The organism is Streptomyces sp. NPDC047108, assembly GCF_040643575.1.
Lineage (GTDB): Bacteria > Actinomycetota > Actinomycetes > Streptomycetales > Streptomycetaceae > Streptomyces.
Genome location: NZ_JBEYUP010000002.1, coordinates 417,621 through 440,853, shown reverse-complemented (window position 1 = coordinate 440,853; position 23,233 = coordinate 417,621). Strand labels below are relative to the sequence as shown.

Here is a 23,233-nt window from a genome sequence, read left to right as displayed (position 1 = left end):
GGCGGGCTGGGCGCGCCGGGCGGTTCGGGTGCCGTCAGGACAAGGGGGAGGGGAAGAGGCGATGACGGAGGTACTGGAGACCGCCGTGGGCTTCCCCACGGTTCCGTTCACCTCGGCGCTCGTCGTGGTCACCGGATTCTGGTTCCTGGTCCTGCTCGGATTCGCCGACCGGAACGACTTCGACGCCGACCTCGATGCCGCCGCGCTCGGCCTGGGCGGAGTGCCGGTCTCGGTGTCGGCCTCGGTGCTGATCGCCCTCGGCTGGGTCCTCAGCCTCTCCGGCTCGGTACTGCTGACCGAGGAGATCCCACGGGGGCTGCTGTTCCATCTGCTCCAGTTCGCCCTGCTGTTGGGGGCGCTCCTGGTGTCGTGGCGTGTCACGCGGGTCCTCGTACGGCCCCTGGCCAGGCTGCTTCCCTGCGAACGGGCGCCGGCCCGGCGCGACGTGGCCGGGACGGCCCGCCCTTCAGAGGGCGGCGCCGCCGGGACCGTCGAGCGCACGGCGCAGCCGCCTTCATGAACCGCCGGGCACGACACCGCGGGGAGGGGCCGGCCGCATGCGGGGAGGCGGTCGGGGGGTGCGGAGCCGCCGTACGGGGGTCGTCGGCTCCGCACCCTCGCCGTCTTCCGGCCCTTCCCGCACGTCGTACGGAGTGCCGGGCGCGTACGGACGAGCCGCGGTCCTGGGTGCTCCACGAGGCTCCTCCCTCCGCTCCCGCGCGACTTTCGTCGCATACGGGTGCGACGAAGGGGAGTGTGCAAAAAGGCCGGTGCTGCCTACCGTGTGCCGCGTGAACGGGAGCGAGAAGGCGCGGGCCGTATGGAAGCGCCTGGTCGTACCGGCGGACTGGCCGGCGCGGCGGATCATCGGCGAAATCGTCCTGTCCCTGGTCCTGGCGCTGTGCGCGGCAGGGCTGGAGGCCCTCGTGGGCAGTGGCCCACTGCAACTGACGGTCACCTCGGTGGCGGTGGGCCTGCTGTCGCCGCTGCGCCGCATCTTCCCGGCGACCGTCCTGGTCCTCACGGGCGCGGCAGCGGGTCCGCTGAGCGGGTTCCTGGCCCTGCTGATCGCGTCCGGCTGGTCGGCGGGGCGCGGCATTCCCGCGCGGGGGAGGGCGATCGGCGCGTTCAGCGCGGCCCTGGTGCTGAACGTGGTGCTCAGCGTGTACGAGGAGTCCGACTACCTGCCGCCGGTGGCGACAGCGATCTTCTCGACGGTCATCTTCCTGGCCACGACCGTCGTCCCGGGTCTGGCGAGCCGCTACTGGAGGCAGCGGCGCAGGCTGCTGCACACGCTCCAGCAGCACAACGCCCAACTCCTCCGCGAGCGCGCGATGATCGCCGGGCAGGCGCGGATGCGTGAACGGCAGCGGATCGCGCAGGACATGCACGACAGCCTCGGCCATCAGCTCGCGCTGATCGCCGTGCACACCGGTGCCCTGGAGGTGGACCCCGAGCTGACCGAACGGCAGCGCGAGGCGGTGGGGGTGCTGCGCAACGCGTCGGTGGCCGCGATGCACGAACTGCGCGCGGTGGTCGGCATCCTCAGGGACGGTACGGAGGCGCCCTCTCCTGTGGAGGGCGCGCAGCCCGCGTCCCGCGCGGCCTCGGGCATCGAGGGGCTGGTCGAGACCTCGCGTGCGGCCGGTGCCGAGGTGGGGCTCGATGTGTCGGGCGACCCGCGGCCGTTGGCGCCGGCGTCCGATCACGCCGCGTACCGCATAGCGCAGGAAGGTCTCACGAACGCTCACAAGTACGCGTCCGGGGCGCGCATCACGGTCGCCCTGCGGTACGAGCCCGACTCCCTCGTGGTGGAGGTCGCCAACGGGCCGGTGCCGGTCCCCGCGGGCGGCAAGGGCGGCGTACGGAACGACGCGGCGGTGGGCGGCGGCCAGGGACTGGTCGGGCTGAGTGAACGGGCCCGGCTGATCGGCGGCATGGTGCACGCGGGGCCGACACCGGGCGGCGGCTTCCGCGTCGCCGGTGTCCTCCCGTACGGGCCCGACGGTGCCGGGGGACGCGGTCCCGGTGGCGCGCACGGTCCCGGGGCGAACGGTGCCGCGCAGGGGGCCTGGGGTGAGGGGATGGTCCCTCAGGGCACCGTTCCGGCCGGTGCCGGTCCGTACGGGGACGCCGGGGTCGACTTCTGGCCTGAGGGAGGGGCGATCCGGAGCGGGGGCGCCCCGTATCCCGTCGGCACGTTCCTCGACGGGACGGTCAGGAGGCCGGGGACCAGACGCTACGGGGCCGTGGCGTTCGGCTGCGTCGTGCTCGCGTTCACCGTCGTGGCCCTGGGTGCGGTGGCGGTGTGGGGGACCGTCACCTTCCTGGAGGAGGCAAGCAAGGGCATGATCGAGCCGGAGCTCTACCGGTCGATCGAGGTCGGTGACCGGGAGTCCGTGGTGCGGAACGCTCTCCCCGAGGGCAGCTCGCTGATGACCAGCGGTCTGGGCAACCAGGGGCCCGCCCGCCCCAAGGGCGCGACCTGCCTCACCATGATGTCGACGGAGATTTCGGACGACCCGAACACCGAACCGGTCTTCCGCTTCTGCTTCCGGGACGGAAAGCTGATCCAGAAGCGGTCGTACGTGGCCAAGATCTAGACGGACGGTGAGCAGATCCCGTCAGGAGCGCACCGGCTCGGGCGGGTGGGAAACGGGTGGAGAGCAGTGATCACGGGTGGAGAGCAGTGATCCGGGTCCTCGTCGCGGATGACGAGCCGCTGATCCGCGCGGGCATCAGGATGATCCTCACCTCGGCCGACGACATCGACGTGGTCGCGGAGGCGGGGAACGGCCGGGAGGCGCTCGAACTGGCCCGGGCCCACACCGTCGACGTGGTCCTCCTCGACATCCAGATGCCCGTGATGGACGGGCTCTCCGCGCTCGCCGAGCTGAGCCGGGTCGCGCCGGGGGCCAGGGCGCTCGTGCTCACGACGTTCGGCGAGCGGGAGAACGTCCTTCGGGCGCTGAGCAGTGGTGGCGCCGGTTTCCTGCTGAAGGACTCGGCACCGGCCGAACTGATCAGCGCCGTACGGGCGGCGGCCGGAGGGGACGCCTACCTCTCGCCGGGAGCCACGCGGCACGTCGTCGACTCGCTCGCGTCGGGACGCGAGGCGAAGCGGGGCGAGGAGGCGCGCCGCCGCCTGGAAGCGCTGACCGAGCGGGAACTCGAGGTCCTGGCGCTGCTGGGCGAAGGGCTGTCCAACGCCGACGCGGGTGAGCGGATCCACATGAGCGAGGCGACGGTCAAGACGTACGTGAGCCGGATCCTGGCGAAGCTCGAGTGCGACAACCGGGTGCAGGCGGCGCTCCTGGCGCGGGACGCCGGGCTCGGGGTGTAGCTCCCCGGCCCGGCGTCACGGGCCGGGTCCGGTGGAACCCGGCGCCCCGGTCGTCGTGGTCCTCGGCCGGGTCCTCGGTCGGGTCCTCGGCCGTTGTGGTCCTCGGCCGTCATCTGCCGAGTACTTGAGGGCCCTTGAGGGTCCGCCGGTTCAGGCGGCCAGGCGGGCGGCGAGCGCCTTGGCCTTCTCCGCGGCGTCCGTGTGCGCCTTGTTGCGCGAGGCGTCGGAGAGGTCGATCAGGTCCGCCATCGCGGGGTTCGTCCGGGCCAGGGTCAGCTCCGGCACGATGAAGTCGACGTCGAGGCCGAGCATGCCGTTCAGCGCCTTCTCCAGGTAGGTCTGCACGAACTCGAAGCCCTCGCGCGGCGTCCCGGGACCGTACGCGCCGCCTCGGCTGGCGACGACGGTGACCGGCGTGCCCGCGGCGGACGGGGAGTCGCCGGCGGTCCGGCCCATCACGATGACCTGGTCCAGCCACGCCTTCAGGCTCGACGGGATCGTGAAGTTGTACATCGGCGCACCGATGAGGACGGCGTCGGCCTCCTCCAGCTCCTCGGCGAGGGCGGTGCGCAGCGCGAACGCCGCGCGCTGCTCGGGGCTGTGCTCCGAGGGGTCGCTGAAAGCGGCGGATATCCCGGCGGCGTCCAGGTGGGGCAGCGGGTCGGCGGCGAGGTCGCGGTAGACGACCTTGCCTTCGGGGTGCTGTTCCTCCCAGGCCGCACGGAACGTGGCGGTCACGTCGCGCGAGGCGGAGCCGCCCTGGGGGAAGGCCGACGAGTCGAGGTGAAGAAGCGTGGGCATGGCGAACCTCCTGCTGCGGGAATCCGAGTTGAATTCCGTACGTAGCTATTACTAGCACAGTCACTTACTTTTCCGCAGTGGCGAAGCTCGACGCAGTACTCTGGAGGGCATGGACGGTGGTGTGGACGGTTGCGGGGGACGCGACGAGCGGGAGTGCAGGGAAGTCGATGCCGGGATCACCCGGGTCTTCGGGCTGCTCGGCAAGCGCTGGACCGGACCGATCGTTTCGGTGCTGATGCAGCGTGCGGTGCACTTCGCCGAGCTGAGGAGGGCCGTCCCGGGGATCAGCGAACGCATGCTGTCGGACAGGCTGAGCGAGCTGGGGGCGGCGGGGCTCGTGGTGCGCGAGGTGGACGAGGGGCCGCCGCTGCGGGTCGCCTACCGGCTGACCGAACCGGGGCGCGCGCTCGAGCCCGCGCTGAAGGAGCTCGGCCGCTGGGCGGAGCAGTACCTCCCGGACGCGGGGGCGTGCCCGGAGAGCTTCCGCGGATAGACCGCCCACACCGCCGATCCGCTCAGGGGGCGGATGTGCGGCAGCCGGGGTGGTCGGGCTGCGGGTCGCCGGAGTTGTCCACAGGGCATGCGGCCCTTTCGGCCCGGGGGTACGGTTCTGGCCAGTCGTAAGTCGTGCGGGTACGGGGGAGGCTGGGCATGATCGGGGAGCAGAGGCCGGAGGCGGCGGAGGGGAAGCCGGAGGCCGGTGGGACTGCTGCTGCCGGCGAACGGGTTCCGTCGGTTCCGGGTTTCGCGCGGTGGTCCGAGGACCCTCTCGCGCCCAAGCAGCGGGGCAAGGCACTCCGCGAGCGGGTTCACCGCACGGAGCACGCCGAGTCGGCGCCGGACGCCGGCCGTCCGGACGCGGTGACGGCGGTCGAGGAGTCCAACGCGGGCCGCCTGCCGGAGCTCACCCCGATCCGGGTGGGGCGCATGGCCGCATCGCCCTTCGCCTTCTACCGGGGCGCGGCGGGGCTGATGGCGTACGACCTCGCGGGCACGCCGGTCACCGGCGTCGGCGCGCAGATCTGCGGCGACGCCCACGCTGCCAACTTCGGGCTCTACGGCGATGCGCTGGGCAGCCTCATCATCGACATCAACGATTTCGACGAGACGGTGCACGGCCCGTGGGAGTGGGACGTGAAGCGTCTCGCGGCCTCGCTCGTGCTCGCGGGCCGCGAGGCAGGGGCGGACGAGCACGCCTGCCGCAAGGCCGCCTATGACGCGGTGGGTGCCTACCGGCGGACCATGCGACTGCTGGCGAAGCTCCCCGTGATGGAGGCGTGGAACGCGATCGCCGACGAGGAGCTGGTCTCGCACACAGATGCCCACGACCTGGTCGGCGCCCTGGAGCGGGTGGCGGAGAAGGCCCGGCGCAACACCAGCGGCCGTTTCGCGGCGAAGGCCACGGAGCCCGCCCCCGACGGCGAGGGCGAGCGGCCGGGCGTCCCCCGCCGGCGGTTCACGGACGCGCGGCCGGTGCTCCGCAGGGTGCCGGACGCCGAGGCCGCCTCGGTGTCCAAGGCCTTGGGCGGCTATCTGGACACGATCCCGCAGGACCGGCGGCCGCTGCTCGCGCGGTACGAGGTGCAGGACGTCGCCTTCCGCGTGGTCGGCACGGGCAGCGTGGGGCTGCGGTCGTACGTGGTGCTGCTCCTGGACCACCGTGGCGAGCCCCTGGTGCTCCAGGTGAAGGAGAGCCGTGCCTCGGCGCTGCTGCCGCATCTCGCGAAGGCGGGCTTCGACGCGCCGGAGACCCCGCACGAGGGGCGCCGGGTCGTGCTGGGGCAGAAGGTCATGCAGGTGGTGAGCGACATCCTGCTGGGCTGGACGAGCGTGGAGGGCCGCCCGTACCAGGTGCGGCAGTTCCGGAACCGCAAGGGCAGCGTCGACCCGACCGAGCTGGCCGCGGACCAGATCGACGACTACGGGCGCATGACCGGCGCGCTGCTGGCGCGCGGGCATGCCCACAGCGCGGACCCGCGGCTGATCGCGGGCTACTGCGGCAAGGGGGACAAGCTGGACGAGGCGATCGCGGACTTCGCGGTCGCCTACGCGGACCGCACGGAGGCCGACCACGCCGAGCTGGTGGCCGCGGTGCGGAGCGGCCGCATAGCGGCCGAGCTCGGCGTCTGACGGGGAGCACGGCGGGCACGGCGGCACGGCGAGCAGCCGAGGGGGCATGGCGGGCGCGGTGAGCACGTCAGGCGATCGGGGGCACGGCAGCCCGCGGCCCGGGCTCGGCGGCCCGCGCCCGGGCTCGGTGGCCCGCGCCCGGGCTCGGGGGCTGATGGCGGGGCCGATGCGCGGTCCGGCATCCGAAGCCTGGCGTGGGTCCGAAGGCCGGAGTGCGGACGGTAGGTGGTGCGGGGGTATGCGGCTGGGACTGGAGCTGGGTCCCGGGGGCCGAAGGTGAGACGGCGGGCGCGTGGGCCAGGAGCGGCGATATTCGTTCCCGTCGGCGTCCGGCGTCCGGCGTCCGGCGTCCGGCGTCCGGCGTCCGGCGTCCGGCGTTCGGCATCCGGCATCCGGCATCCGGCGTCGGTCGGGAGCGCGTCGGTCGGCCGGGAGCGGCGTCGACGGCCGGGACCGGCGGGACGGAGTGCGGAGCAGTTGGAGGCGCCGCACCGCGGAATATCGCCCTCCGGGAGCGGAAGGCCTGTCTGCGGGCGATGCTGCGGTCGGGCACGACAGCCCCCTGCGTGCCCGTAGGCTGGCCGGGTGACGAATCCGGAAGCCGAAACGAACCCGGGATCCGAGCAGGTCGGAGCCCAGCAGGCAGGGGCCGAGCGGGCGGAGTCCCCGGACGGCTCGCGGCCGGAGGCCCGCCTGGAGAAGGCTGTCCGCGCTGCCGAGCAGGCCCTCATCGAATTCGAGATCGCCGTCGAGACCTTCCGGGTCGAGGTGGAGAACTTCTCCCGGCTCCATCACCAGAGACTGGGCCCCATGTACTCGCGTCTCGACGAGCTGGACGCGCAGATCGCCGAAGCCGTCGCCGCCAGGACCGGGGACCCCGAGGACATCCGTAAGGCGAAGGAAGCGCGCGGCCTGGTGCTGCCGATGCCGGCCGTGGAGGAGCTCTTCCACGGCTGGATCGACTCGGACGGCCTGTCCCCCGAGGCGACGGCCATGCTCAACGAGCGTCCCGTACGTCCGCCGCAGCGGGTCCGCCCGAGCGAGGAGGCCCGCAGGATCTACCGCGAGCTGGTCCGCCAGGCGCATCCCGACCTGGCGCGGGACGAGGCGGAACAGGAACGTCGCAGCGCATTCATCGTGCGGGTCAACGAGGCGTACGCACTCGGGGACGCGGAAGCGCTCCGCACGCTGGCCGAGGAGTGGGCGGCCGGCCCGCCGCCGGAGGAGTCTCCGCTGAGCCGGAGCGAGGAGCTGTACGCCCGGCTGGAGTGGCTGGCCGACCGCAAGGAAATGCTGGCCGCGGCGGCAGCCGAGATGGAGTCGAGCGCGATCGGAGCCATGCTCAAGATGGCGCCCGACGACCCGGACCGCTTGCTCGAAGAGATCGCCGAGCAGCTGCTGGCACAGGTCGCCGAGCGGGAGGCGCACTTGGAGTCGCTGGTTGGATAGCGTTCGGAGACCGGCGGCCTGCGCTGCCGGACCGGGGCGTCTCCGGCAGCACGGGGACCGCTAGACGAGACTGAGAGGCTGACCATGCACTTCGCCCAGCTCCCGACGGTGGACGCCGTGTCGGTTCCGTCCGACGGCCTCCTGCTGGACGTCCGGGAGGACGACGAGTGGGCGGCGGGCCACGCCGAGAGTGCGCTGCATCTGCCGATGAGCGAGCTGGTGGCCCGGTTCGGAGAGCTGACCGAGGCCGCCGGTGACGGCCGGCGGGTGCACGTGGTGTGCAGGGTCGGGGGCCGGTCGGCGCAGGTGGCCCAGTATCTGCTCGCGCAGGGCATCGACGCGGTGAACGTGGACGGCGGCATGCTGGCCTGGGAGGCCGCCGGACGCCCGCTGGTCGCCGACAGCGGCGACCAGGCGTTCGTCCTCTGATCCGCTGTCTCCGACTCCTCCGCTCTCACCCCCGCTCCGACCTCTCCTCTCGGAGCGCTTCGTGGCATGGTTCCGCGGCGTGGTTCGGTGGCAGGTCCCCATTGGAGCGCGTCCCCGGGCCGTCCCCGGGCCGCCCCGGACCGCCCCGGACGGCCAACCGCCCCCGGACCGCCCCGGACCGCCGTAGGCGGCGGTCGGCGGCCAGGAACGACGGCGCGTTGTGGAACAACCCACGCGAGCTTCAATCCCCCGACGTCTTCCCAGAGTTGAACGCGACCGCTGAACGGGGCTGAACGGAGCGCGACCTCGGGATCTCAGCCGAGGGGGTGAGCGGCGAGCAGGTCGCCCAGGGCCTCCTCGTGGGCGGCGGCCGGGCCGAGGGACAACTCGAGCTGCTTGGCCCACGCGTGGTAGCGGTGCAGCGGGTAGTCCACGTCCGCCCCGAAGCCGCCGTGCAGATGCTGGGCGGTCTGCACCACGCGGCGTACACCCTCCGATGCCCAGATCTTGGCGACGGCGACGTCCGCCGATGCCGGAAGCGCCCGCGTGGCGGTCGTGGTGCCCTGATGCACGGCCAGCCGCCAGGCGGCCTGCCACAGGGTGGCTTCCATCGCCCGCAGATCGATGTACCGGTCGGCGGCCTGGACGGCCACCGCCTGGAAAGTGGCCACCGGATACCCGAACTGCTCGCGCTTGCCGGTGTACTCGCCCGTCATGCGGAGCACGGCTTCGCCGAGGCCGAGTGCGAGGGCGCAGGTCCCCGTGGCCAGGAGGGCATGCAGCCACTCCCATGCTCCTTCAGCGGTGATCACATCGCGCCCTGCCAGCCGTACGCCGTCGAGGCGGACCTCGGCGAGGCGCTCGCCGCTGGTGGAGACCTGGTCGGCCAGGGTGACTCCGTCGTGTGGCCGGGGAACGAGCGCCAGCACGGTGCGTCCGTCGCCGGTGCGCGCGGGGATCACCAGGAGATCCGCCGACTGGGCCCATGGGACGGCCGTCTGGATCCCGTCCAGGGTCCAGTCGCCGTCCGCGCCGTCCTCCCCCGGGTTGCCGTTCCGGGTGGCGTCGACGGCCAGTTCGGCGGAGTCGTGACCGGTGCGGCCGTTGGAGGCGACGGTCAGCACGAGTTCGCCGCGGCCGACCCGGGGGAGCAGGTCGTCGCACAGGTCCGCGGGGGCGTACGTCCGCAGCGCGAGTGCCGCCGCACCCGTCTCCAGCAGCGGCACGCGGGCCAGGACCTTGGCGGACTCACGCAGGACGAGGCACAACGCGATCGGGTCCAGCCCGGCTCCGCCGTGGCGCGGATCGAGGACGAGGCTCAGCAGGTCGGAACGGGCCAGGGTCTGCCACAGCGGACGGTCGATGTCGTCGGCGACGGCTCCTGGGGTCAGCGCCGGGCTCGGGACGCCGTCCGGAGCCACTACGGAGAAGACGCCCTTCGCCGCCTCGACGGCCGCCTGCTGCTCCTCGGTGAAGGTGAAGTCCACTGCCCGTCCTCCCGCACGCCCGGCACTCACATCTGACGAGGCGTCAAGGTAGAACAGGTTCCAGGAATAGGGAATGGTGTCGCAGACAACTGGACCCATCCGTACCGTTCTTCGCGGCGCGTAGCGACATCATCGCGCGAAGCGACGGCACCAACGGCCCTGTCAGAGCCCGGCACCGGAGTGCCGGTGCCGAACCCGGGAGCCGCCGGCGCAGCCTTCTCCGGGTTCGGCGGTCGCCGAACCCGAGGCGTCACTCAGCCGCTTCGAACCCGCTGCCCGCAGCCGGGCACGTGCCGAACCCGTCCGCGCAGAAGCCCGATGCGGTCAGCGGTCGAAGTCCAGCTCCACCTGCTCCGTGGCGGGGTGCGACTGGCAGGCCAGCACATAGCCCGCCTCCACCTCCTCCGCCTCCAGGGCGAAGTTCCGGTCCATCCGCACCTCACCCGAGACCAGGAACGCCCGGCAGGTCCCGCACACCCCGCCCTTGCAGGCGTAGGGCGCGTCCGCGCGGTTGCGCAGCACCGCTTCCAGCAGGGATTCGCCGTCCTGGACGGGCCAGTTGCCGGAGCGGCCGTCCAGGGTCGCCGTCACCGCGGCGTGAGAAGGCGCCGCGGCGCGGGCCTGGGCAGGCGCGGCGGACGCACCCTCGTCCACATGGAAGATCTCCTGGTGGACCCGCTTGCGCGATACGCCCAGGGTGCGCAGCGCGCGCTCGGCGCCCTGCACCAACCCGTAGGGCCCGCACAGGAACCAGCCGTCGACCGACTCGACCGGCAGCAGCGCGCGGATCAGTCCGGTGAGGCGCTCCTCGTCCAGCCGTCCGGACGGCAGCCCGGCCTGCTGCTCCTCGCGGGAGAGGACATGGACGAGCTGAAGACGGTCCGGATAGCGGTCCTTGAGGTCGGCCACCTCCTCGAGGAACATCGTCGAGGCGACAGTGCGGTCGCTGCGGATGAGGCAGAAGCGGGCCTCGGGCTCGCGGGCCAGCAGGGTCGAGACGATCGACAGCACCGGGGTGATACCGCTGCCGCCGACCACACCGACGTAGCGCCCCGGTGCCGGCTCCAGGACGAACCGCCCGGCCGGTGCCATGACGTCCACGCTGTCGCCCACGGCGAGTTCCTTCAGCGCGAACGTCGAGAACTCCCCGCCCTCGACGAGCCGTACGCCGACCTGCAGCGTCTGCGGACCGTCCGCGTCCACGGCCGGCGCGCAGATGGAATAGGTACGGCGGATCTCCGCGCCGCCTCCCGCCCGGCGCAGCGCGAGATGCTGTCCCGGTGTGAAGCGGTACGTCTCGCGCAGCTCGGGCGGGACCGCGAACGTGACGGCGACCGAGTCCTCGGTCAGCCGGTCCACCGCCGCCACCTTCAGCGGATGGAACGCGCCATGGCGGGCGGCCGGAGCGGAGCGATCCATCTCGGTCGCGGGGCGGGCCATCTACAACTCCTTGAAGTGGTCGAACGGTTCGCGGCACGACTCACAGCGGCGCAGCGCCTTGCACGCGGTCGAGGAGAAGCGGCTCAGCACCGTCGTGTCGGTCGACCCGCAGTTCGGGCAGCGCACCGCGAGCTCCACCATGACCGGCCCGCGGTCACCCGTCGGGCGCGGCGGAGCGATACCGGACTCCTGGAGCTTGCGGCGCCCTTCGGCGCTGATCGCGTCGGTGGTCCAGGGAGGGGAGAGGACCGTGCGGACCGTGACCTCCGGTATGCCGTGGTCGTGCAGCACCCGCTCGATGTCGGCCGACATCGACTCGATCGCCGGGCAGCCGGTGTAGGTCGGGGTCAGCTCGACCTCGACCCGGCCGGGGCCGAGGACCTGCAGACCGCGCAGCACCCCCAGCTCTTCCAGCGTGATCATGGGCAGTTCGGGGTCGGGTACCGAGCCGGCGAGTTCACGCAGCTCGTTCTCCAGGGCGGTCGGCCCCGCGGTGTCGTCGAGCGCGGCGGCGCGCGCCGCCGCCCCACCGGGCGCCGTGTCGTGTGCCAGGGTGTCGCCGGGCGCCGTACGGCCGGTCACCACGACGCTCCCGGGTGGCTGCGGTGGAGGTGCTGCATCTCGGCGAGCATCCGCCCGAACGACTCGGTGTGCAGCCCCTCCCGGCCCGCGCCCGCCGTCCACGCCCCGGTCTGCGGTCCGCTGGGCAGCGTCAACGTGGCGCGCTCCACCACGGAGGTCACGGACGCCAGCCATGCGTGGAGCATCGACTCCCGGTCGGCGTCCACCCCCGCCACGGGCTCGAAGAGTTCGCCGGTGAACCGCCACAGGGCGTCGAGCCCGCGCTGCATACGAGTGTGGCTCTCCTCGGTGCCGTCGCCGAGGCGCAGCGTCCAGTGCTCGGCGTGGTCCCGGTGGTACGCGACCTCCTTGACCGCCTTGCGGGCGAGCGGCGCGAACGGCCCGTCGCCTTCCGCCAGTTGCCGGTACAGAAGCTCCTGGTAGGTCGAGAAGTACAGCTGGCGGGCGATGGTGTGCGCGAAGTCGCCGTTCGGCTGCTCGACGAGCTGGACGTTGCGGAACTCGCGCTCCTCGCGGAGGTACGCCAGCTCGTCCTCGTCGCCGGCCATCGACAGGAGCACCCGGGCCTGGCCCAGGAGGTCCAGGGCGATGTTGGCGAGGGCGACGTCCTCCTCGAGCTGCGGCGCGTGCCCGGCCCACTCCCCCAGCCGGTGCGAGAGCACCAGAGCGTCGTCGCCCAGGGCGAGTGCGGCGGTCACAGGTGCTTCACCCCTTCCGGGATGTCGTAGAAGGTCGGGTGCCGGTAGGGCTTGTCGCCGGCGGGCTCGAAGAAGGGGTCCTTCTCGTCGGGGGAGGACGCGGTGATCGCCGAGGACGGGACCACCCAGATCGATACGCCCTCGGACCTGCGGGTGTAGAGGTCACGGGCGTTGCGCAGGGCCATCTCCGCGTCCGGCGCGTGAAGGCTTCCGGCGTGGGTGTGCGACAGACCGCGACGGCTGCGCACGAACACCTCCCACAGCGGCCAGTCGGCCGCACCGCTCGTCCCGCTCATGCCGTGCCCTCCCCGTGCTTGGCGGCGTAGGCCGCCGCGGCCTCGCGCACCCATGCGCCGTTCTCGTGCGCCGTCCGGCGCTGGGTGATCCGCTGCTCGTTGCAGGGCCCGTTGCCCTTGAGCACCTCTCGGAACTCGTCCCAGTCGATCGCCCCGAAGTCGTGGTGCCCCCGCTCCTCGTTCCACGTCAGGTCCGGGTCGGGGAGCGTCAGACCGAGGCTCTCGGCCTGCGGGACGCAGATGTCGACGAACCGTTGCCGCAGCTCGTCGTTGGAGTGCCGCTTGATCTTCCAGGCCATGGACTGGGCCGAGTGCGCGGACTCGTCGTCGGGCGGGCCGAACATCATCAGCGACGGCCACCACCAGCGGTTCACCGCGTCCTGAGCCATCGCGTGCTGCGCTTCCGTGCCCCGGCTGAGGGCGAGCAGCAGCTCATAGCCCTGTCGCTGGTGGAAGGACTCCTCCTTGCAGATCCGGATCATCGCGCGGGCGTAGGGCCCGTAGGAGCAGCGGCACAGAGGCACCTGGTTGGTGATCGCGGCGCCGTCCACGAGCCAGCCGATGGCCCCGACATCGGCCCAGGTCAGCGTCGGGTAGTTGAAGATCGAGGAGTACTTCTGGCGGCCGGAGTGCAGCTTGTCCAGCAGCTCCTGCCGGCCCGTGCCCAGGGTCTCCGCGGCGCTGTAGAGGTACAGCCCGTGCCCCGCCTCGTCCTGCACCTTGGCCATGAGGATCGCCTTGCGCCGCAGCGATGGCGCGCGCGTGATCCAGTTGGCCTCGGGCTGCATGCCGATGATCTCGGAGTGGGCGTGCTGGGCGATCTGCCGCACCAGCGTCGCGCGATATGCGTCCGGCATCCAGTCGCGCGGCTCGATCCGCTCCTCGGCCGCCACCGCGGCGTCGAAGGCCGCTTCATGAGCACCTGCGCTCCCGGACTCGACCACCGTTGTCACGAGGTGCCCCTCTCCATCGACGAGCCCGCCATCCGTTCCGGCATCGGCCCGACCAACCGACCGATCGTTCGGTTCAATGGTGCTGTGGCGCATCGTAGGGTGTCAAGGCTGTGGATAACTCCATGAGCGCTGTGCCGGGAGGGGTGCGCTGAGTACCGTTCCCCGGAGGTCCGGGGATGTGGGAGGGCGGTATGGAGCGGGACGAGGACGGGGCAGCGACGCCAGGAGGTGTCGCGGCGCTCTCGGTGCCCTCGCGCATAGTGATCGCGGTGGCCCTCGCCGTGGTGGCGGTCGCCGCCGTCGTGCACGTCGCGATGGTCTTTCTGCACGTCGCCCCGTCCAACACGATCACCAAGCGTCACGGCTCGGCCATCGACGCGTACGTCTATCCGGAGTTCGAGCAGAACTGGAAGCTGTTCGCTCCCAATCCACTCCAGCAGAACATCGCCGTCCAGGCTCGTGCCGAGGTCCGTACGGCGGACGAGCAGATATCGACCACCGACTGGACCGATCTGTCCGCCCAGGACGGCGAGGCGATACGCCACCACCTCCTGCCGAGCCACACGCAGCAGAACGAACTCCGCCGCGCCTGGGACTTCTTCGTCGGCTCGCACGACGGCGAGAACCGGCCCAACGGACTGCGCGGCCAGCTCTCCGAGCAGTACATACGCAGGATCGCCCTGGACCGTCTCGGCTCCGGGCCGCAGGACGGCCGCATCGAGCGGGTGCAGGTCCGCTCGGCCACCACACCCGTCCCACCGCCGCCCTGGAGCGGCGAGAAGATCGACACCCGGACCGTGCACCGCGTCCTCCCGTGGTGGACGGTCACCGCGGCGGACCTCCCCGAGGGAGCCGACAAGCCGTGATGCGGATCGCCCCCGACTCCCCCGTCCGCCGCGCCGAGCGGCGGCTCGCCCGCGGCATAGCCCAGGTCACCGGGGCCGCTCTCGGCCCGTACCAGACCGCCGTGATCCGGATCGGCTTCTCCTTCACCTGGCTGTTCTTCCTGATCCGCGAGTGGCCGCACCGGCACGAGATGTACGGGCCCGACGGACCGTGGTCCTGGACCCTGGCCCGCCAGATGATCAGCGGGAACGACGCGTTCACCGCGCTCATGTGGTCCGACGGGACCGTGTGGTTCGAGTTCGTCTATCTCTTCGCGGTCGCCGCGAGCGCCCTGCTGCTGCTCGGCTGGCGCACCCGCACCATGTCGGTGCTCTTCATGGTCGGGGTCCTGTCGGTGCAGAACCGCAGCATCTTCATGGGCGACGGCGGCGACAACGTCATCCACCTCATGGCGATCTACCTCGTCCTCACCCGGTGCGGCCAGGTGTGGTCGCTGGACGCCCGGCGCGAGCGGCGCAGGCGAGCGGACGAGGACGCACCCGGGCCGGAAAGCGCGCCCGGGCCCGACGCGACCGGCATCGTCCTCTGGTCCCTGACCGGCCTCGCCCTCAGCGGGATCACCGTGCTGGACCTGGTGAGCTGGGGGTGGGCGCTGATCTTCTGGGGGCTGTGGTTCGTCCACGCCCTGTGGTGGACGGTCCGCCGGTACGCACCGGACGGGTCGCCCGCGCTCCGGGAGGCCCGGACCGTCCTCGACGTCATCGCCAACCTGGCGCACAACGGCGCCCTGCTGGTGATCATCGCCGAGGTGTGCCTGATCTACGCGACCGCCGGCTGGTACAAGATCCAGGGCTCCCGCTGGCAGGACGGCACCGCGGCCTACTATCCGGTCAATCTCGACTACTTCTCGCCCTGGCCCGTGATCTCCGACCTGATGAGCAGCAGCGGTGTTCTGGTGATGGTCATCACCTACGGCACGGTGATCGTGCAGGTGGCGTTCCCCTTCACGCTGATGAAGCGCCGGGTCAAGAACGTGCTGCTCGCCGTGATGATGCTCGAGCACGCAGCCTTCGCCGTCGCGCTGGGCCTGCCGTTCTTCTCCCTGGCCATGATCACTGCCGATGCCGTTTTCCTGCCGACGGGCTTCCTGCTGCTGCTGGGCGGCTGGGCCGGGCGACTGCGCGGGATGCGGCCCTTCGTACGCGAGCGGGCACCGGTGGGCGGCGACACCGCGGCGCCCGACCGTACCCTCGTCGGGTGAGCAGCGTGAGCCGTGTGAACAGTGACGTCGGCGCGAGCGGTCCGGAAGGGCTGAGCGGCCACGCCGGCGCCGCTGTGGGTGCCGGTGACGAGAGTGCCGTGATCGTCCAGTACGACGACGGCTACGCCCCGGAGGTGGGTGTCGGCCCCCACCCCCGGCCGTGGCCGGAGGGCGACCACTACGACCCCGAGCTGCTCGAGCACGGCGACCGCCGCAACGTCGTCGACGAGTACCGCTACTGGAGGCGCGAGGCGATCGTCAGCGACCTCGACACCCGCCGTCACGACTTCCATGTGGCCGTGGAGAACTGGGGTCACGACTTCAACATCGGCTCGGTCGTCCGCACCGCCAACGCCTTCCTGGCGAAGGAGGTCCACATCGTGGGGCGGCGGCGCTGGAACCGGCGGGGTGCCATGGTCACCGACCGGTACCAGCATGTGCGCCATCACCCCGACACAGCGGAGCTGACGGCCTGGGCGGCCGCCGAGGGCCTGCCGGTCATCGGGATCGACAACCTCCCCGGGGCCGTGCCCCTGGAGACCACCGCACTGCCGCGCCGCTGCGTGCTGCTGTTCGGGCAGGAGGGCCCGGGGCTGACGGAGGAGGCGAGGAAGCACGCCGCGATGGTGTGCTCCATCGCCCAGTTCGGCTCGACCCGGTCGATCAACGCGGGTGCCGCGGCCGCCATCGCTATGCACGCCTGGATCGGTCGCCACGCCCGCATCGAGGCCCCGTGACACGCCCGCATCGAGGCCCCCGAAGCAGCCCCTCACCAGGTCCCTGCCGCATCCCCGTCGAGCCCCCTCCCGCGTCGCTGTAGGACTCGGGCAACGCTCGCGGGACCCGGCAGTCGGCAGGGCCCGGTACGGCACAAGGCCCGCAGGGACTGCCGTTCCCCGCAGGGCTCCCCGGCACCACCGCCGGGGAGCCCGCCGGGAGCATCAGGCCGGGCGCCGCACCTCGACCGTACGGAAGCGGTTGGCCACGAACGCCCCGTCGCAGAGCGCCGAGTTCGCCGCCGGGTTGCCGCCCGAGCCGTGGAAGTCCGAGAAGGCGGCGGTCTGGTTCACATACACCCCGCCCGTGAGGTTCAGCGAGAGCTGGGCGCACTCCTCCAGGCAGGCCCGCTCGAGCTGCTGCTCGACCTCGGACGACGTCGTGTACGCACCGACCGTCATGGCGCCCTTGTCCCGGACGATACGGCGCAGCAGCTCCACCGCGTCGCCCGTCGAGTCCATGGCCACCGCGAAGGACACCGGGCCGAAGCACTCCGAGAGGTAGGCCGCCTCGTCGTCGGGCTTGGCGCCGTCCAGCTTGACGATCACCGGCGTGCGGACGGTGGCCTGCGGGAACTCCGGGTTCTCCACGGTGCGCGACGCCAGGGCGACCTCGCCGATCCCCGAGGCGCCCTCGATGCGCTCCTTCACCTGCGGGTTGACGATCGCGCCCAGCAGGGCGTTGGCCCGGGCGTCGTCGCCGAGGAGGCCCTGGACCGCCCCCGCGATGTCGGTGACGACCTCGTCGTACGACTTGTGGCCGGCGTCCGTGCCGATGCCCTCCCGCGGGATCAGCAGGTTCTGCGGGGTCGTGCACATCTGGCCGCTGTAGAGCGAGAGCGAGAAGGCCAGGTTGCCCAGCATGCCCTTGTAGTCGTCGGTGGAGTCGATGACGACCGTGTTGACGCCGGCCTTCTCGGTGTGGACCTGAGCCTGGCGGGCGTTGGCCTCCAGCCAGTCGCCGAACTCCGTCGAACCGGTGTAGTCGATGATCTTGATCTCGGGCCGCACGGCCAGCGTCTTGGCCAGGCCCTCACCGGACCGCTCGGCGGCCAGCGCGACCAGGTTGGGGTCGAAGCCCGCCTCCGCCAGCACCTCGCGGCAGACCGCGACCGTCAGCGCCAGCGGCAACACCGCGCGCGGGTGCGGCTTGACCAGCACCGCGTTCCCCGTCGCCAGGGAGGCGAAGAGGCCCGGGTAGCCGTTCCAGGTCGGGAAGGTGTTGCAGCCGATCAGCAGCGAGACGCCCCGCGGCACGGCGGTGAACTGCTTGCTGAGGTTCAGCGGGTCGCGCTTGCCCTGGGGCTTGGACCAGTCCGCCACGTCAGGGGTGCGGACCTGCTCCACATACGCGTAGGCCACCGCCTCCAGGCCGCGGTCCTGAGCGTGGGGGCCGCCCGCCTGGAACGCCATCATGAACGCCTGGCCGCTGGTGTGCATGACCGCGTGGGCGAACTCGTGGGTGCGTGCGTTGATCCGCGACAGGATCTCCAGGCACACCATCGCCCGGACCTCGGGACCCGCCTCCCGCCACGACGGCATCGCGGCGCGCATCGCGGGGAGCAGGACGTCGACATCCGGGTGCGGGTACTCCACGCCCAGCTCGGGACCGTAGGGCGAGACCTCGTCCCCGGCCCAGCCGTCGGTGCCCGGCTGGTCGAGATCGAGCCGCTTGCCGCGCAGCGCCTCGAACGCTGCCTGGCCGTCCCCCGGCGCGGATTCGCCGTACGCCTTCGGGTGCTCCGGGTGCGGAGACCAATAGGCACGCGTACGAATCGCCTCGAGCGCCTGGTCGAGGGTCGGGCGGTGCTTCTCGATCAGCGTGACGGCGGTGAGATCGGCGGCCATGACTGACCAACTCCTCGTTGAGCTGGGCTGGAAAAGGGCAACAGGGTTAGAGTAACCGAACGATCGGTCGGGACAAGGGGGCCTGTCGTGGTTGTGGACAACGCGTACGAGAGGATCTCGGCCATGACGGCAATCGACCGGACCGGAACCGTCGGCGTCGTCGGCACCGGGACGATGGGTCAGGGAATCGCCCAGGTCGCGCTGGTCGCCGGGCACCCCGTGCGGCTCTACGACGTGGCGCCCGGGCGCGCGGCCACCGCTGTCGACGCGATCATGGCCCGCCTCGACCGGCTCGTGGAGAAGGGCCGGCTCACGCCCGAGGAGCGGGACTCCGCCCGCGGCCGACTGGATCCGGTCGGGGATGTCGCCGGTATGGCGGAGGCCGAGCTCGTCGTCGAGGCGATCCTCGAGGACGTCGCGGCCAAGCAGCAGCTCTTCACGGCCCTGGAGACGGTCGTCTCCGACGACTGCCTCCTCGCCACCAACACCTCCTCGCTGTCCGTCACCGAGATAGCGGGCGCGCTCCGCCGCCCCGGCCGGGTCGTGGGCCTCCACTTCTTCAACCCCGCGCCGCTCCTCCCGCTGGTGGAGGTGGTCAGCGGGTTCGCCACGGACGAGGCCGCCGCCGTACGCGCGTACGAGACAGCGGCCGCGTGGGGCAAGACCCCGGTCCGCTGCTCCGACACCCCCGGTTTCATCGTCAACCGCGTCGCCCGGCCCTTCTACGCGGAGGCCTTCCGGCTCCATGAGGAGCGTGCCGCCGCCCCCGCCACCCTGGACGCGGTGCTGCGGGAGAGCGGCGGCTTCCGGATGGGTCCCTTCGAGCTGACCGACCTGATCGGTCAGGACGTGAACGAGGCCGTCACGCGCTCGGTGTGGGAGGCCTTCTTCGGGGACCCCAAGTTCACGCCGTCCATGGCCCAGCGCCGCCTGGTCCAGGCGGGCCTGCACGGGCGCAAGTCCGGCCGGGGCTGGTTCGGCTACGGCGAGGGCGAGGAGAAGCCGGCGCCGCACACCGCCGAGCCCTGCAAGGCCCCCGACGCGGTCGTGATCCACGGCGACCTGGGACCGGCGGCCGTGCTGCCGGAGCTGATCGCCGAGGCGGGTGTCGACGTCACCCGCGCCGACGTCCCTGCCGACCTCACCCGCGTCCCCGGGCCCGGCCCCTCCCTGGGCTTCATCGAGCTCCCCGGCGGCGTCCGGCTCGCGCTCACCGATGGATCGTCCGCGACGGCCGGTCCCGGCGGAGGTATCCGGTTCGACCTGGCGCTGGACTACCGCACCGCCGGACGGATCGCTCTCGCCGCATCGGACACGGCCCGGCCGGAGTCCCTGCAGGCGGCCGTGGGGCTCTTCCAGGCCCTGGGCAAGCAGGTCAGCGTGATCGACGACGTCCCCGGCATGGTCGTGGCCCGTACGGTCGCGATGCTCGTGGACTTCGCCGCCGACGCCGTCGCGCGCGGGGTGGCGGGAGCGCAGGACGTCGACACCGCCATGCGGCTCGGTGTGAACTACCCCCGTGGCCCGCTCCAGTGGGGGGACGACCTCGGGCCCGGGTGGGTGACGATGGTGCTGGGGAACCTGCAGCGCGCGTACTCCGGCAGCCGCTACGCCCCGTCCCAGATGATCCGCCGCCGTGCGGCCGCCGAACGGGAGCTGCTCAGATCATGACCATGGCCAAGCGTGACACGTACACGCCCGCGTCGCTGCTCGCGGTCGCCGTCGAGGTGTTCAACGAGCGCGGCTACGACGGCACGTCGATGGAGCACCTCTCCCGCGCCGCGGGGATCTCCAAGTCGTCCATCTACCACCACGTCCGCGGCAAGGAGGAGCTGCTGCGGCTGGCGATATCGCGCGCCTTGGACGGGCTGTTCGGGATCCTCGAGGAACGCGCCTCCAAGGACGGCCGGGCGATCGACCGGCTCGAACACGTCACCCGGCGGACGGCCGAGGTGCTGATGGAGGAGCTGCCGTACGTGACGCTGCTGCTGCGCGTGCGCGGCAACACGGACACCGAGCGGTGGGCGATGGCGCGGCGCCGCGAGTTCGACCAGCAGGTGGCCGAACTGCTCAAGCGGGCCGCGGCGGACGGGGACCTGCGGCCCGACGTGGACGTACGGCTCGCGACCCGGCTGCTCTTCGGGATGATCAACTCGATCGTGGAGTGGTACCGGCCGCAGGGCGGCCACGGGGGACACGAGGACGGGGACGAGGTGGCGGAGGCCGTCGTCCGCATGGCCTTCGCGGGTCTGCGCACCGCCTGAGGCCACGGGAGTCGGCGCCGCCTGAGGCTCCGCGAGCGCGTGCCCTGGGAAACCCCCGCTGCCCTGATGTATCGCCCGCCGTCGAGGCCTCACGCCGCCCGTCACCCGGGAACGGCACTGCGCACCGCCCAGGGTGCGGAGGGCGGTGCGCAGTCGTGGGATCACGGGGGTTGCCGGGACGGGCCCAGGCCGGCCCGCGGCGGGACTCCGTGCCGGACCTCAGCCTTCGGCAATGCCCGAGCTCAGCCTTCGGCCGGTACCGCGGACATGTCCATGTAGATGGCCTCCCAGATGTGCCCGTCCGGGTCCTGGAAGCTGCGCCCGTACATGAAGTCCTGCTCGCTGATCTCTCTGACTTCCTTCCCGCCCGAGGCGAGCGCCTTGGTCAGCAGCTCGTCGACCTGCTCCCGGCTGTCGAAGCTCAGGGCCACGAGCGTCTCCGAGCTGGTCGAGGCGTCGGCGATCTGCTTCTCGCCGATCCAGGTCTTGAAGAAGGGTTCGACGAGCAGCATCGCGAAGATGTCGTCGCTGATGACCATGCAGGCCGCGTTCTCGTCCTCGAACTGCGGGTTGAACGAGAAGCCGATCTCGGTGAAGAAGTCCTTCGCCCGCGGAAGGTCCTTCACCGGCAGGTTGACGAAGATCTTCGTGGACATGGGGCCCTCTCTTCTCGCCGCATCTCTGGCCGCGCGGCGCGTCATGGTGTGGGGTCGGGGTCTTCGGAGGGATAGACGGCGCGGCGGTGCGGAACTCATCGGCGCCCGGCGGTTCACTCCTCCGGCCAGAGATCCGTCTCCTCGAACACCAGCAGGGTCCGCGTGCTGAGCACCTCCGGTATGGACTGGATCCGGGTGAGGACCAGCTCGCGCAGCGCCCGGTTGTCCTCGGTGTGCACGAGCAGCAGGACGTCGAAGTCGCCGCTCACGAGGGCGATGTGGGCCGCTCCCGGCAGCTCCTGGAGCTGTTCGCGCACGGTGCGCCAGGAGTTCTGCACGATCTTGAGAGTGATGTACGCGGATGCGCCCTGGCCTGCGCGTTCCTGGTCGACGCGGGCCCCGAAACCGCGGATCACACCGTCCTCGATCAGCCGGTTGATACGGGCGTAGGCGTTGGCGCGCGAGACGTGGACCCGCTCGGCCACGGACCGTATCGAGGCGCGACCGTCCGTACGGAGCATGGCGATGATCGCGCGGTCGATCGCATCGAGGGGACGCGCGGGCGGAATCCTGCGTTCCTCGGCCATCCGTTCAGCTTCCATCCCGCTGTGCCTCCCCGATATGGACGTCCTGTCTTCATCTCAGGCTGTGGAGAACCGTTTGTCCACAGGCTGGGTCCGCCTGTAGCCAAAATGTGCCGACGACCGAACAATCGGTAGGTGAGACGCCCACCACACCGCGTCCGCCGGAAGCCTGCCCGTCCCGGCCCACCGGCATGGGATCTCCAGGAGGTGCTCGATATGACGGTCCTCGAACAGCCGGGGTCGTACCACCCCGCCCCGCCGCCCTCCTGGCGGCCCCGGGTCGACCCCGCCCCGCTGCTGCCGGACGCGGAGCCGTTCCGCATGCTGGGGACCCCGGCCTCGAAGGACGCCGACCCCGCACTGCTCCGGCGGCTCCACGCCGAGCTGGTGCGCGGCCGCAGGTACAACACGCAGGCGACCGCGCTCACCCGCCAGGGCCGGTTGGCGGTCTATCCGTCCAGCACCGGCCAGGAGGCGTGCGAGGTCGCAGCGGCGCTCGTCCTCGAGGACCAGGACTGGCTCTTCCCCAGCTACCGGGACACGCTCGCGGCCGTGGCGCGCGGCCTGGACCCGGTGCAGGCGCTCACGCTGCTGCGCGGCGACTGGCACACCGGCTACGACCCCCGTGAGCACCGGGTCGCCCCGCTGTCCACGCCGCTGGCCACCCAGCTCCCGCACGCCGTCGGCCTCGCCCACGCCGCCCGCCTCAAGGGCGACGACGTCGTGGCGCTCGCCATGGTCGGCGACGGCGGCACCAGCGAGGGCGACTTCCACGAGGCGCTGAACTTCGCCGCCGTGTGGCAGGCCCCCGTCGTCTTCCTCGTCCAGAACAACGGCTTCGCGATCTCCGTGCCGCTCGCCAAGCAGACCGCGGCCCCCTCCATCGCCCACAAGGCCGTCGGCTACGGCATGCCGGGCCGCCTGGTCGACGGCAACGACGCGGTGGCGGTCCACCGGGTCCTCGGAGAGGCGGTGCGCCGGGCGCGCAGCGGCGGAGGCCCGACCCTCGTCGAGGCCGTCACCTACCGCATCGAGGCCCACACCAACGCCGACGACGCCACGCGCTACCGCACCGACTCCGAGGTCGAGGAGTGGCGCGCGCACGACCCGATCACCCTTCTGGAGCGGGAGTTGCGCGACCGCGGGCTGCTGGACGACGCCGCGGCCGAGGCCGCGCGCGACTCCGCCGAGAAGATGGCCGCCGACCTGCGGGAGCGGATGAACGAGGACCCGGTGCTGGACCCGATGGACCTGTTCGCGCACGTCTACGCCGAGCGGACGGCCCAGCTCCGCGAGCAGGCGGAGCAGCTCCGTGCGGAACTGGACGCGGCGCACGACGAGCAGGACCAGGGTGAAGGGAAGGCCGGGCAGTGACCACCGCACCAGAGAA

Annotated in this window: 23 protein-coding genes; 13 read left to right on the top strand and 10 right to left on the bottom strand. The window is 71.9% G+C overall.

What is annotated here, in order from left to right; translation table 11 throughout:
• Positions 1-61: 61 nt before the first annotated feature.
• From ABZ822_RS07065 to ABZ822_RS07055, 3 genes are all read left to right on the top strand, one after another.
• Positions 62-520 (top strand): hypothetical protein, encoded by a 459-nt coding sequence (locus ABZ822_RS07065; RefSeq protein ID WP_360848071.1) that lies wholly within the window; start codon positions 62-64, stop codon positions 518-520.
• Positions 521-791: 271 nt separating this feature from the next.
• Positions 792-2,603, top strand: coding sequence for a histidine kinase (locus ABZ822_RS07060; protein ID WP_360848068.1), 1,812 nt, complete (start codon positions 792-794; stop codon positions 2,601-2,603).
• Between the two features lie 86 nt (positions 2,604-2,689).
• Positions 2,690-3,343 carry a response regulator transcription factor gene (locus ABZ822_RS07055; protein WP_360848065.1) on the top strand — a complete coding sequence of 218 codons (654 nt, stop codon included), beginning with the start codon at positions 2,690-2,692 and terminating at the stop codon, positions 3,341-3,343.
• A gap of 150 nt (positions 3,344-3,493) precedes the next feature.
• Here ABZ822_RS07055 and ABZ822_RS07050 read toward each other — a convergent pair whose 3' ends face one another.
• Positions 3,494-4,144 carry an NAD(P)H-dependent oxidoreductase gene (locus tag ABZ822_RS07050; protein WP_360848063.1) on the bottom strand — a complete coding sequence of 217 codons (651 nt, stop codon included), beginning with the start codon at positions 4,142-4,144 and terminating at the stop codon, positions 3,494-3,496.
• A 109-nt stretch (positions 4,145-4,253) separates the two neighbouring features.
• Between ABZ822_RS07050 and ABZ822_RS07045 the strand changes: the two genes are divergently transcribed.
• The 4 genes from ABZ822_RS07045 (at position 4,254) to ABZ822_RS07030 (ending at position 8,152) form a co-directional block, all read left to right on the top strand.
• On the top strand, positions 4,254-4,637 hold the full coding sequence (locus tag ABZ822_RS07045) for a helix-turn-helix domain-containing protein (RefSeq protein ID WP_360848060.1): 384 nt from the start codon (positions 4,254-4,256) through the stop codon (positions 4,635-4,637).
• A 158-nt stretch (positions 4,638-4,795) separates the two neighbouring features.
• Entirely contained in the window at positions 4,796-6,274 is a 1,479-nt protein-coding gene (locus ABZ822_RS07040) for a DUF2252 domain-containing protein (protein WP_360848057.1), read from the top strand.
• Between the two features lie 693 nt (positions 6,275-6,967).
• Complete coding sequence (locus tag ABZ822_RS07035) at positions 6,968-7,723, top strand: J domain-containing protein (protein ID WP_360848840.1); 756 nt, start codon at positions 6,968-6,970, stop codon at positions 7,721-7,723.
• Positions 7,724-7,807: 84 nt separating this feature from the next.
• The gene (locus ABZ822_RS07030; RefSeq protein ID WP_360848054.1) at positions 7,808-8,152 is read left to right on the top strand and encodes a rhodanese-like domain-containing protein; all 345 of its coding nucleotides are present in this window, start codon (positions 7,808-7,810) and stop codon (positions 8,150-8,152) included.
• 314 nt (positions 8,153-8,466) lie between these two features.
• On the opposite strand, the gene ABZ822_RS07025 is transcribed toward ABZ822_RS07030, so the two are convergent.
• From ABZ822_RS07025 to paaA, 6 genes are all read right to left on the bottom strand, one after another.
• A complete protein-coding gene (locus ABZ822_RS07025) occupies positions 8,467-9,639 on the bottom strand; it encodes an acyl-CoA dehydrogenase family protein (protein ID WP_360848051.1) in 1,173 nt (390 codons plus the stop codon).
• Between the two features lie 324 nt (positions 9,640-9,963).
• Positions 9,964-11,079, bottom strand: a complete 1,116-nt coding sequence (gene paaE, locus ABZ822_RS07020; protein ID WP_360848048.1) for a 1,2-phenylacetyl-CoA epoxidase subunit PaaE — start codon at positions 11,077-11,079, stop codon at positions 9,964-9,966.
• Positions 11,080-11,556, bottom strand: a complete 477-nt coding sequence (gene paaD, locus ABZ822_RS07015; RefSeq protein WP_360848837.1) for a 1,2-phenylacetyl-CoA epoxidase subunit PaaD — start codon at positions 11,554-11,556, stop codon at positions 11,080-11,082.
• 101 nt (positions 11,557-11,657) lie between these two features.
• Positions 11,658-12,359 (bottom strand): 1,2-phenylacetyl-CoA epoxidase subunit PaaC, encoded by a 702-nt coding sequence (gene paaC, locus ABZ822_RS07010; protein WP_360848045.1) that lies wholly within the window; start codon positions 12,357-12,359, stop codon positions 11,658-11,660.
• On the bottom strand, positions 12,356-12,655 hold the full coding sequence (gene paaB, locus ABZ822_RS07005; protein WP_360848042.1) for a 1,2-phenylacetyl-CoA epoxidase subunit PaaB: 300 nt from the start codon (positions 12,653-12,655) through the stop codon (positions 12,356-12,358). Before paaB ends, paaC begins: the two co-directional genes overlap by 4 nt.
• On the bottom strand, positions 12,652-13,608 hold the full coding sequence (gene paaA, locus ABZ822_RS07000; protein ID WP_360848039.1) for a 1,2-phenylacetyl-CoA epoxidase subunit PaaA: 957 nt from the start codon (positions 13,606-13,608) through the stop codon (positions 12,652-12,654). Before paaA ends, paaB begins: the two co-directional genes overlap by 4 nt.
• 191 nt (positions 13,609-13,799) lie before the next feature.
• On the opposite strand from paaA, the gene ABZ822_RS06995 reads away from it, so the two are divergent.
• The 3 genes from ABZ822_RS06995 to ABZ822_RS06985 are packed head-to-tail and all read left to right on the top strand — an operon-like array spanning position 13,800 to position 16,452.
• Entirely contained in the window at positions 13,800-14,474 is a 675-nt protein-coding gene (locus ABZ822_RS06995; protein ID WP_360848036.1) for a DUF5819 family protein, read from the top strand.
• On the top strand, positions 14,474-15,715 hold the full coding sequence (locus ABZ822_RS06990; protein WP_360848834.1) for an HTTM domain-containing protein: 1,242 nt from the start codon (positions 14,474-14,476) through the stop codon (positions 15,713-15,715). The genes ABZ822_RS06995 and ABZ822_RS06990 overlap by 1 nt, the downstream gene beginning before the upstream one ends.
• A 50-nt stretch (positions 15,716-15,765) precedes the next feature.
• Complete coding sequence (locus tag ABZ822_RS06985; protein WP_360848831.1) at positions 15,766-16,452, top strand: TrmH family RNA methyltransferase; 687 nt, start codon at positions 15,766-15,768, stop codon at positions 16,450-16,452.
• Positions 16,453-16,656: 204 nt separating this feature from the next.
• Here ABZ822_RS06985 and paaN read toward each other — a convergent pair whose 3' ends face one another.
• Positions 16,657-18,339 carry a phenylacetic acid degradation protein PaaN gene (gene paaN / locus ABZ822_RS06980; protein ID WP_360848033.1) on the bottom strand — a complete coding sequence of 561 codons (1,683 nt, stop codon included), beginning with the start codon at positions 18,337-18,339 and terminating at the stop codon, positions 16,657-16,659.
• A 123-nt stretch (positions 18,340-18,462) separates the two neighbouring features.
• Here paaN and ABZ822_RS06975 point away from each other — a divergent pair, with 123 nt between their 5' ends.
• Entirely contained in the window at positions 18,463-20,010 is a 1,548-nt protein-coding gene (locus ABZ822_RS06975) for a 3-hydroxyacyl-CoA dehydrogenase (RefSeq protein WP_360848030.1), read from the top strand.
• Positions 20,007-20,603 (top strand): TetR/AcrR family transcriptional regulator, encoded by a 597-nt coding sequence (locus ABZ822_RS06970; RefSeq protein WP_360848027.1) that lies wholly within the window; start codon positions 20,007-20,009, stop codon positions 20,601-20,603. Before ABZ822_RS06975 ends, ABZ822_RS06970 begins: the two co-directional genes overlap by 4 nt.
• Positions 20,604-20,845: 242 nt before the next feature.
• Here the strand turns inward: ABZ822_RS06970 and ABZ822_RS06965 are convergent, their stop codons facing one another.
• Complete coding sequence (locus ABZ822_RS06965; protein WP_360848024.1) at positions 20,846-21,259, bottom strand: VOC family protein; 414 nt, start codon at positions 21,257-21,259, stop codon at positions 20,846-20,848.
• Between the two features lie 113 nt (positions 21,260-21,372).
• A complete protein-coding gene (locus ABZ822_RS06960; RefSeq protein WP_360848021.1) occupies positions 21,373-21,861 on the bottom strand; it encodes an Lrp/AsnC family transcriptional regulator in 489 nt (162 codons plus the stop codon).
• Between the two features lie 198 nt (positions 21,862-22,059).
• On the opposite strand from ABZ822_RS06960, the gene pdhA reads away from it, so the two are divergent.
• On the top strand, positions 22,060-23,217 hold the full coding sequence (gene pdhA, locus ABZ822_RS06955; protein WP_360848018.1) for a pyruvate dehydrogenase (acetyl-transferring) E1 component subunit alpha: 1,158 nt from the start codon (positions 22,060-22,062) through the stop codon (positions 23,215-23,217).
• Positions 23,218-23,233: the final 16 nt, after the last annotated feature.

What these genes read in the sequence shown, in the direction of transcription:
- ABZ822_RS07050 (WP_360848063.1), bottom strand. Translation starts at nt 4,144, where the DNA reads ATGCCCACGCTTCTTCACCTCGACTCGTCGGCCTTCCCCCAGGGCGGC.
- ABZ822_RS06965 (WP_360848024.1), bottom strand. Translation starts at nt 21,259, where the DNA reads ATGTCCACGAAGATCTTCGTCAACCTGCCGGTGAAGGACCTTCCGCGG.
- paaB (WP_360848042.1), bottom strand. Translation starts at nt 12,655, where the DNA reads ATGAGCGGGACGAGCGGTGCGGCCGACTGGCCGCTGTGGGAGGTGTTC.
- ABZ822_RS07065 (WP_360848071.1), top strand. Translation starts at nt 62, where the DNA reads ATGACGGAGGTACTGGAGACCGCCGTGGGCTTCCCCACGGTTCCGTTC.
- ABZ822_RS07040 (WP_360848057.1), top strand. Translation starts at nt 4,796, where the DNA reads ATGATCGGGGAGCAGAGGCCGGAGGCGGCGGAGGGGAAGCCGGAGGCC.
- paaE (WP_360848048.1), bottom strand. Translation starts at nt 11,079, where the DNA reads ATGGCCCGCCCCGCGACCGAGATGGATCGCTCCGCTCCGGCCGCCCGC.
- ABZ822_RS06960 (WP_360848021.1), bottom strand. Translation starts at nt 21,861, where the DNA reads ATGGAAGCTGAACGGATGGCCGAGGAACGCAGGATTCCGCCCGCGCGT.
- ABZ822_RS06970 (WP_360848027.1), top strand. Translation starts at nt 20,007, where the DNA reads ATGACCATGGCCAAGCGTGACACGTACACGCCCGCGTCGCTGCTCGCG.
- ABZ822_RS06995 (WP_360848036.1), top strand. Translation starts at nt 13,800, where the DNA reads ATGGAGCGGGACGAGGACGGGGCAGCGACGCCAGGAGGTGTCGCGGCG.
- paaN (WP_360848033.1), bottom strand. Translation starts at nt 18,339, where the DNA reads ATGGCCGCCGATCTCACCGCCGTCACGCTGATCGAGAAGCACCGCCCG.
- ABZ822_RS07030 (WP_360848054.1), top strand. Translation starts at nt 7,808, where the DNA reads ATGCACTTCGCCCAGCTCCCGACGGTGGACGCCGTGTCGGTTCCGTCC.
- ABZ822_RS06990 (WP_360848834.1), top strand. Translation starts at nt 14,474, where the DNA reads ATGCGGATCGCCCCCGACTCCCCCGTCCGCCGCGCCGAGCGGCGGCTC.
- ABZ822_RS06975 (WP_360848030.1), top strand. Translation starts at nt 18,463, where the DNA reads ATGACGGCAATCGACCGGACCGGAACCGTCGGCGTCGTCGGCACCGGG.
- pdhA (WP_360848018.1), top strand. Translation starts at nt 22,060, where the DNA reads ATGACGGTCCTCGAACAGCCGGGGTCGTACCACCCCGCCCCGCCGCCC.
- ABZ822_RS07045 (WP_360848060.1), top strand. Translation starts at nt 4,254, where the DNA reads ATGGACGGTGGTGTGGACGGTTGCGGGGGACGCGACGAGCGGGAGTGC.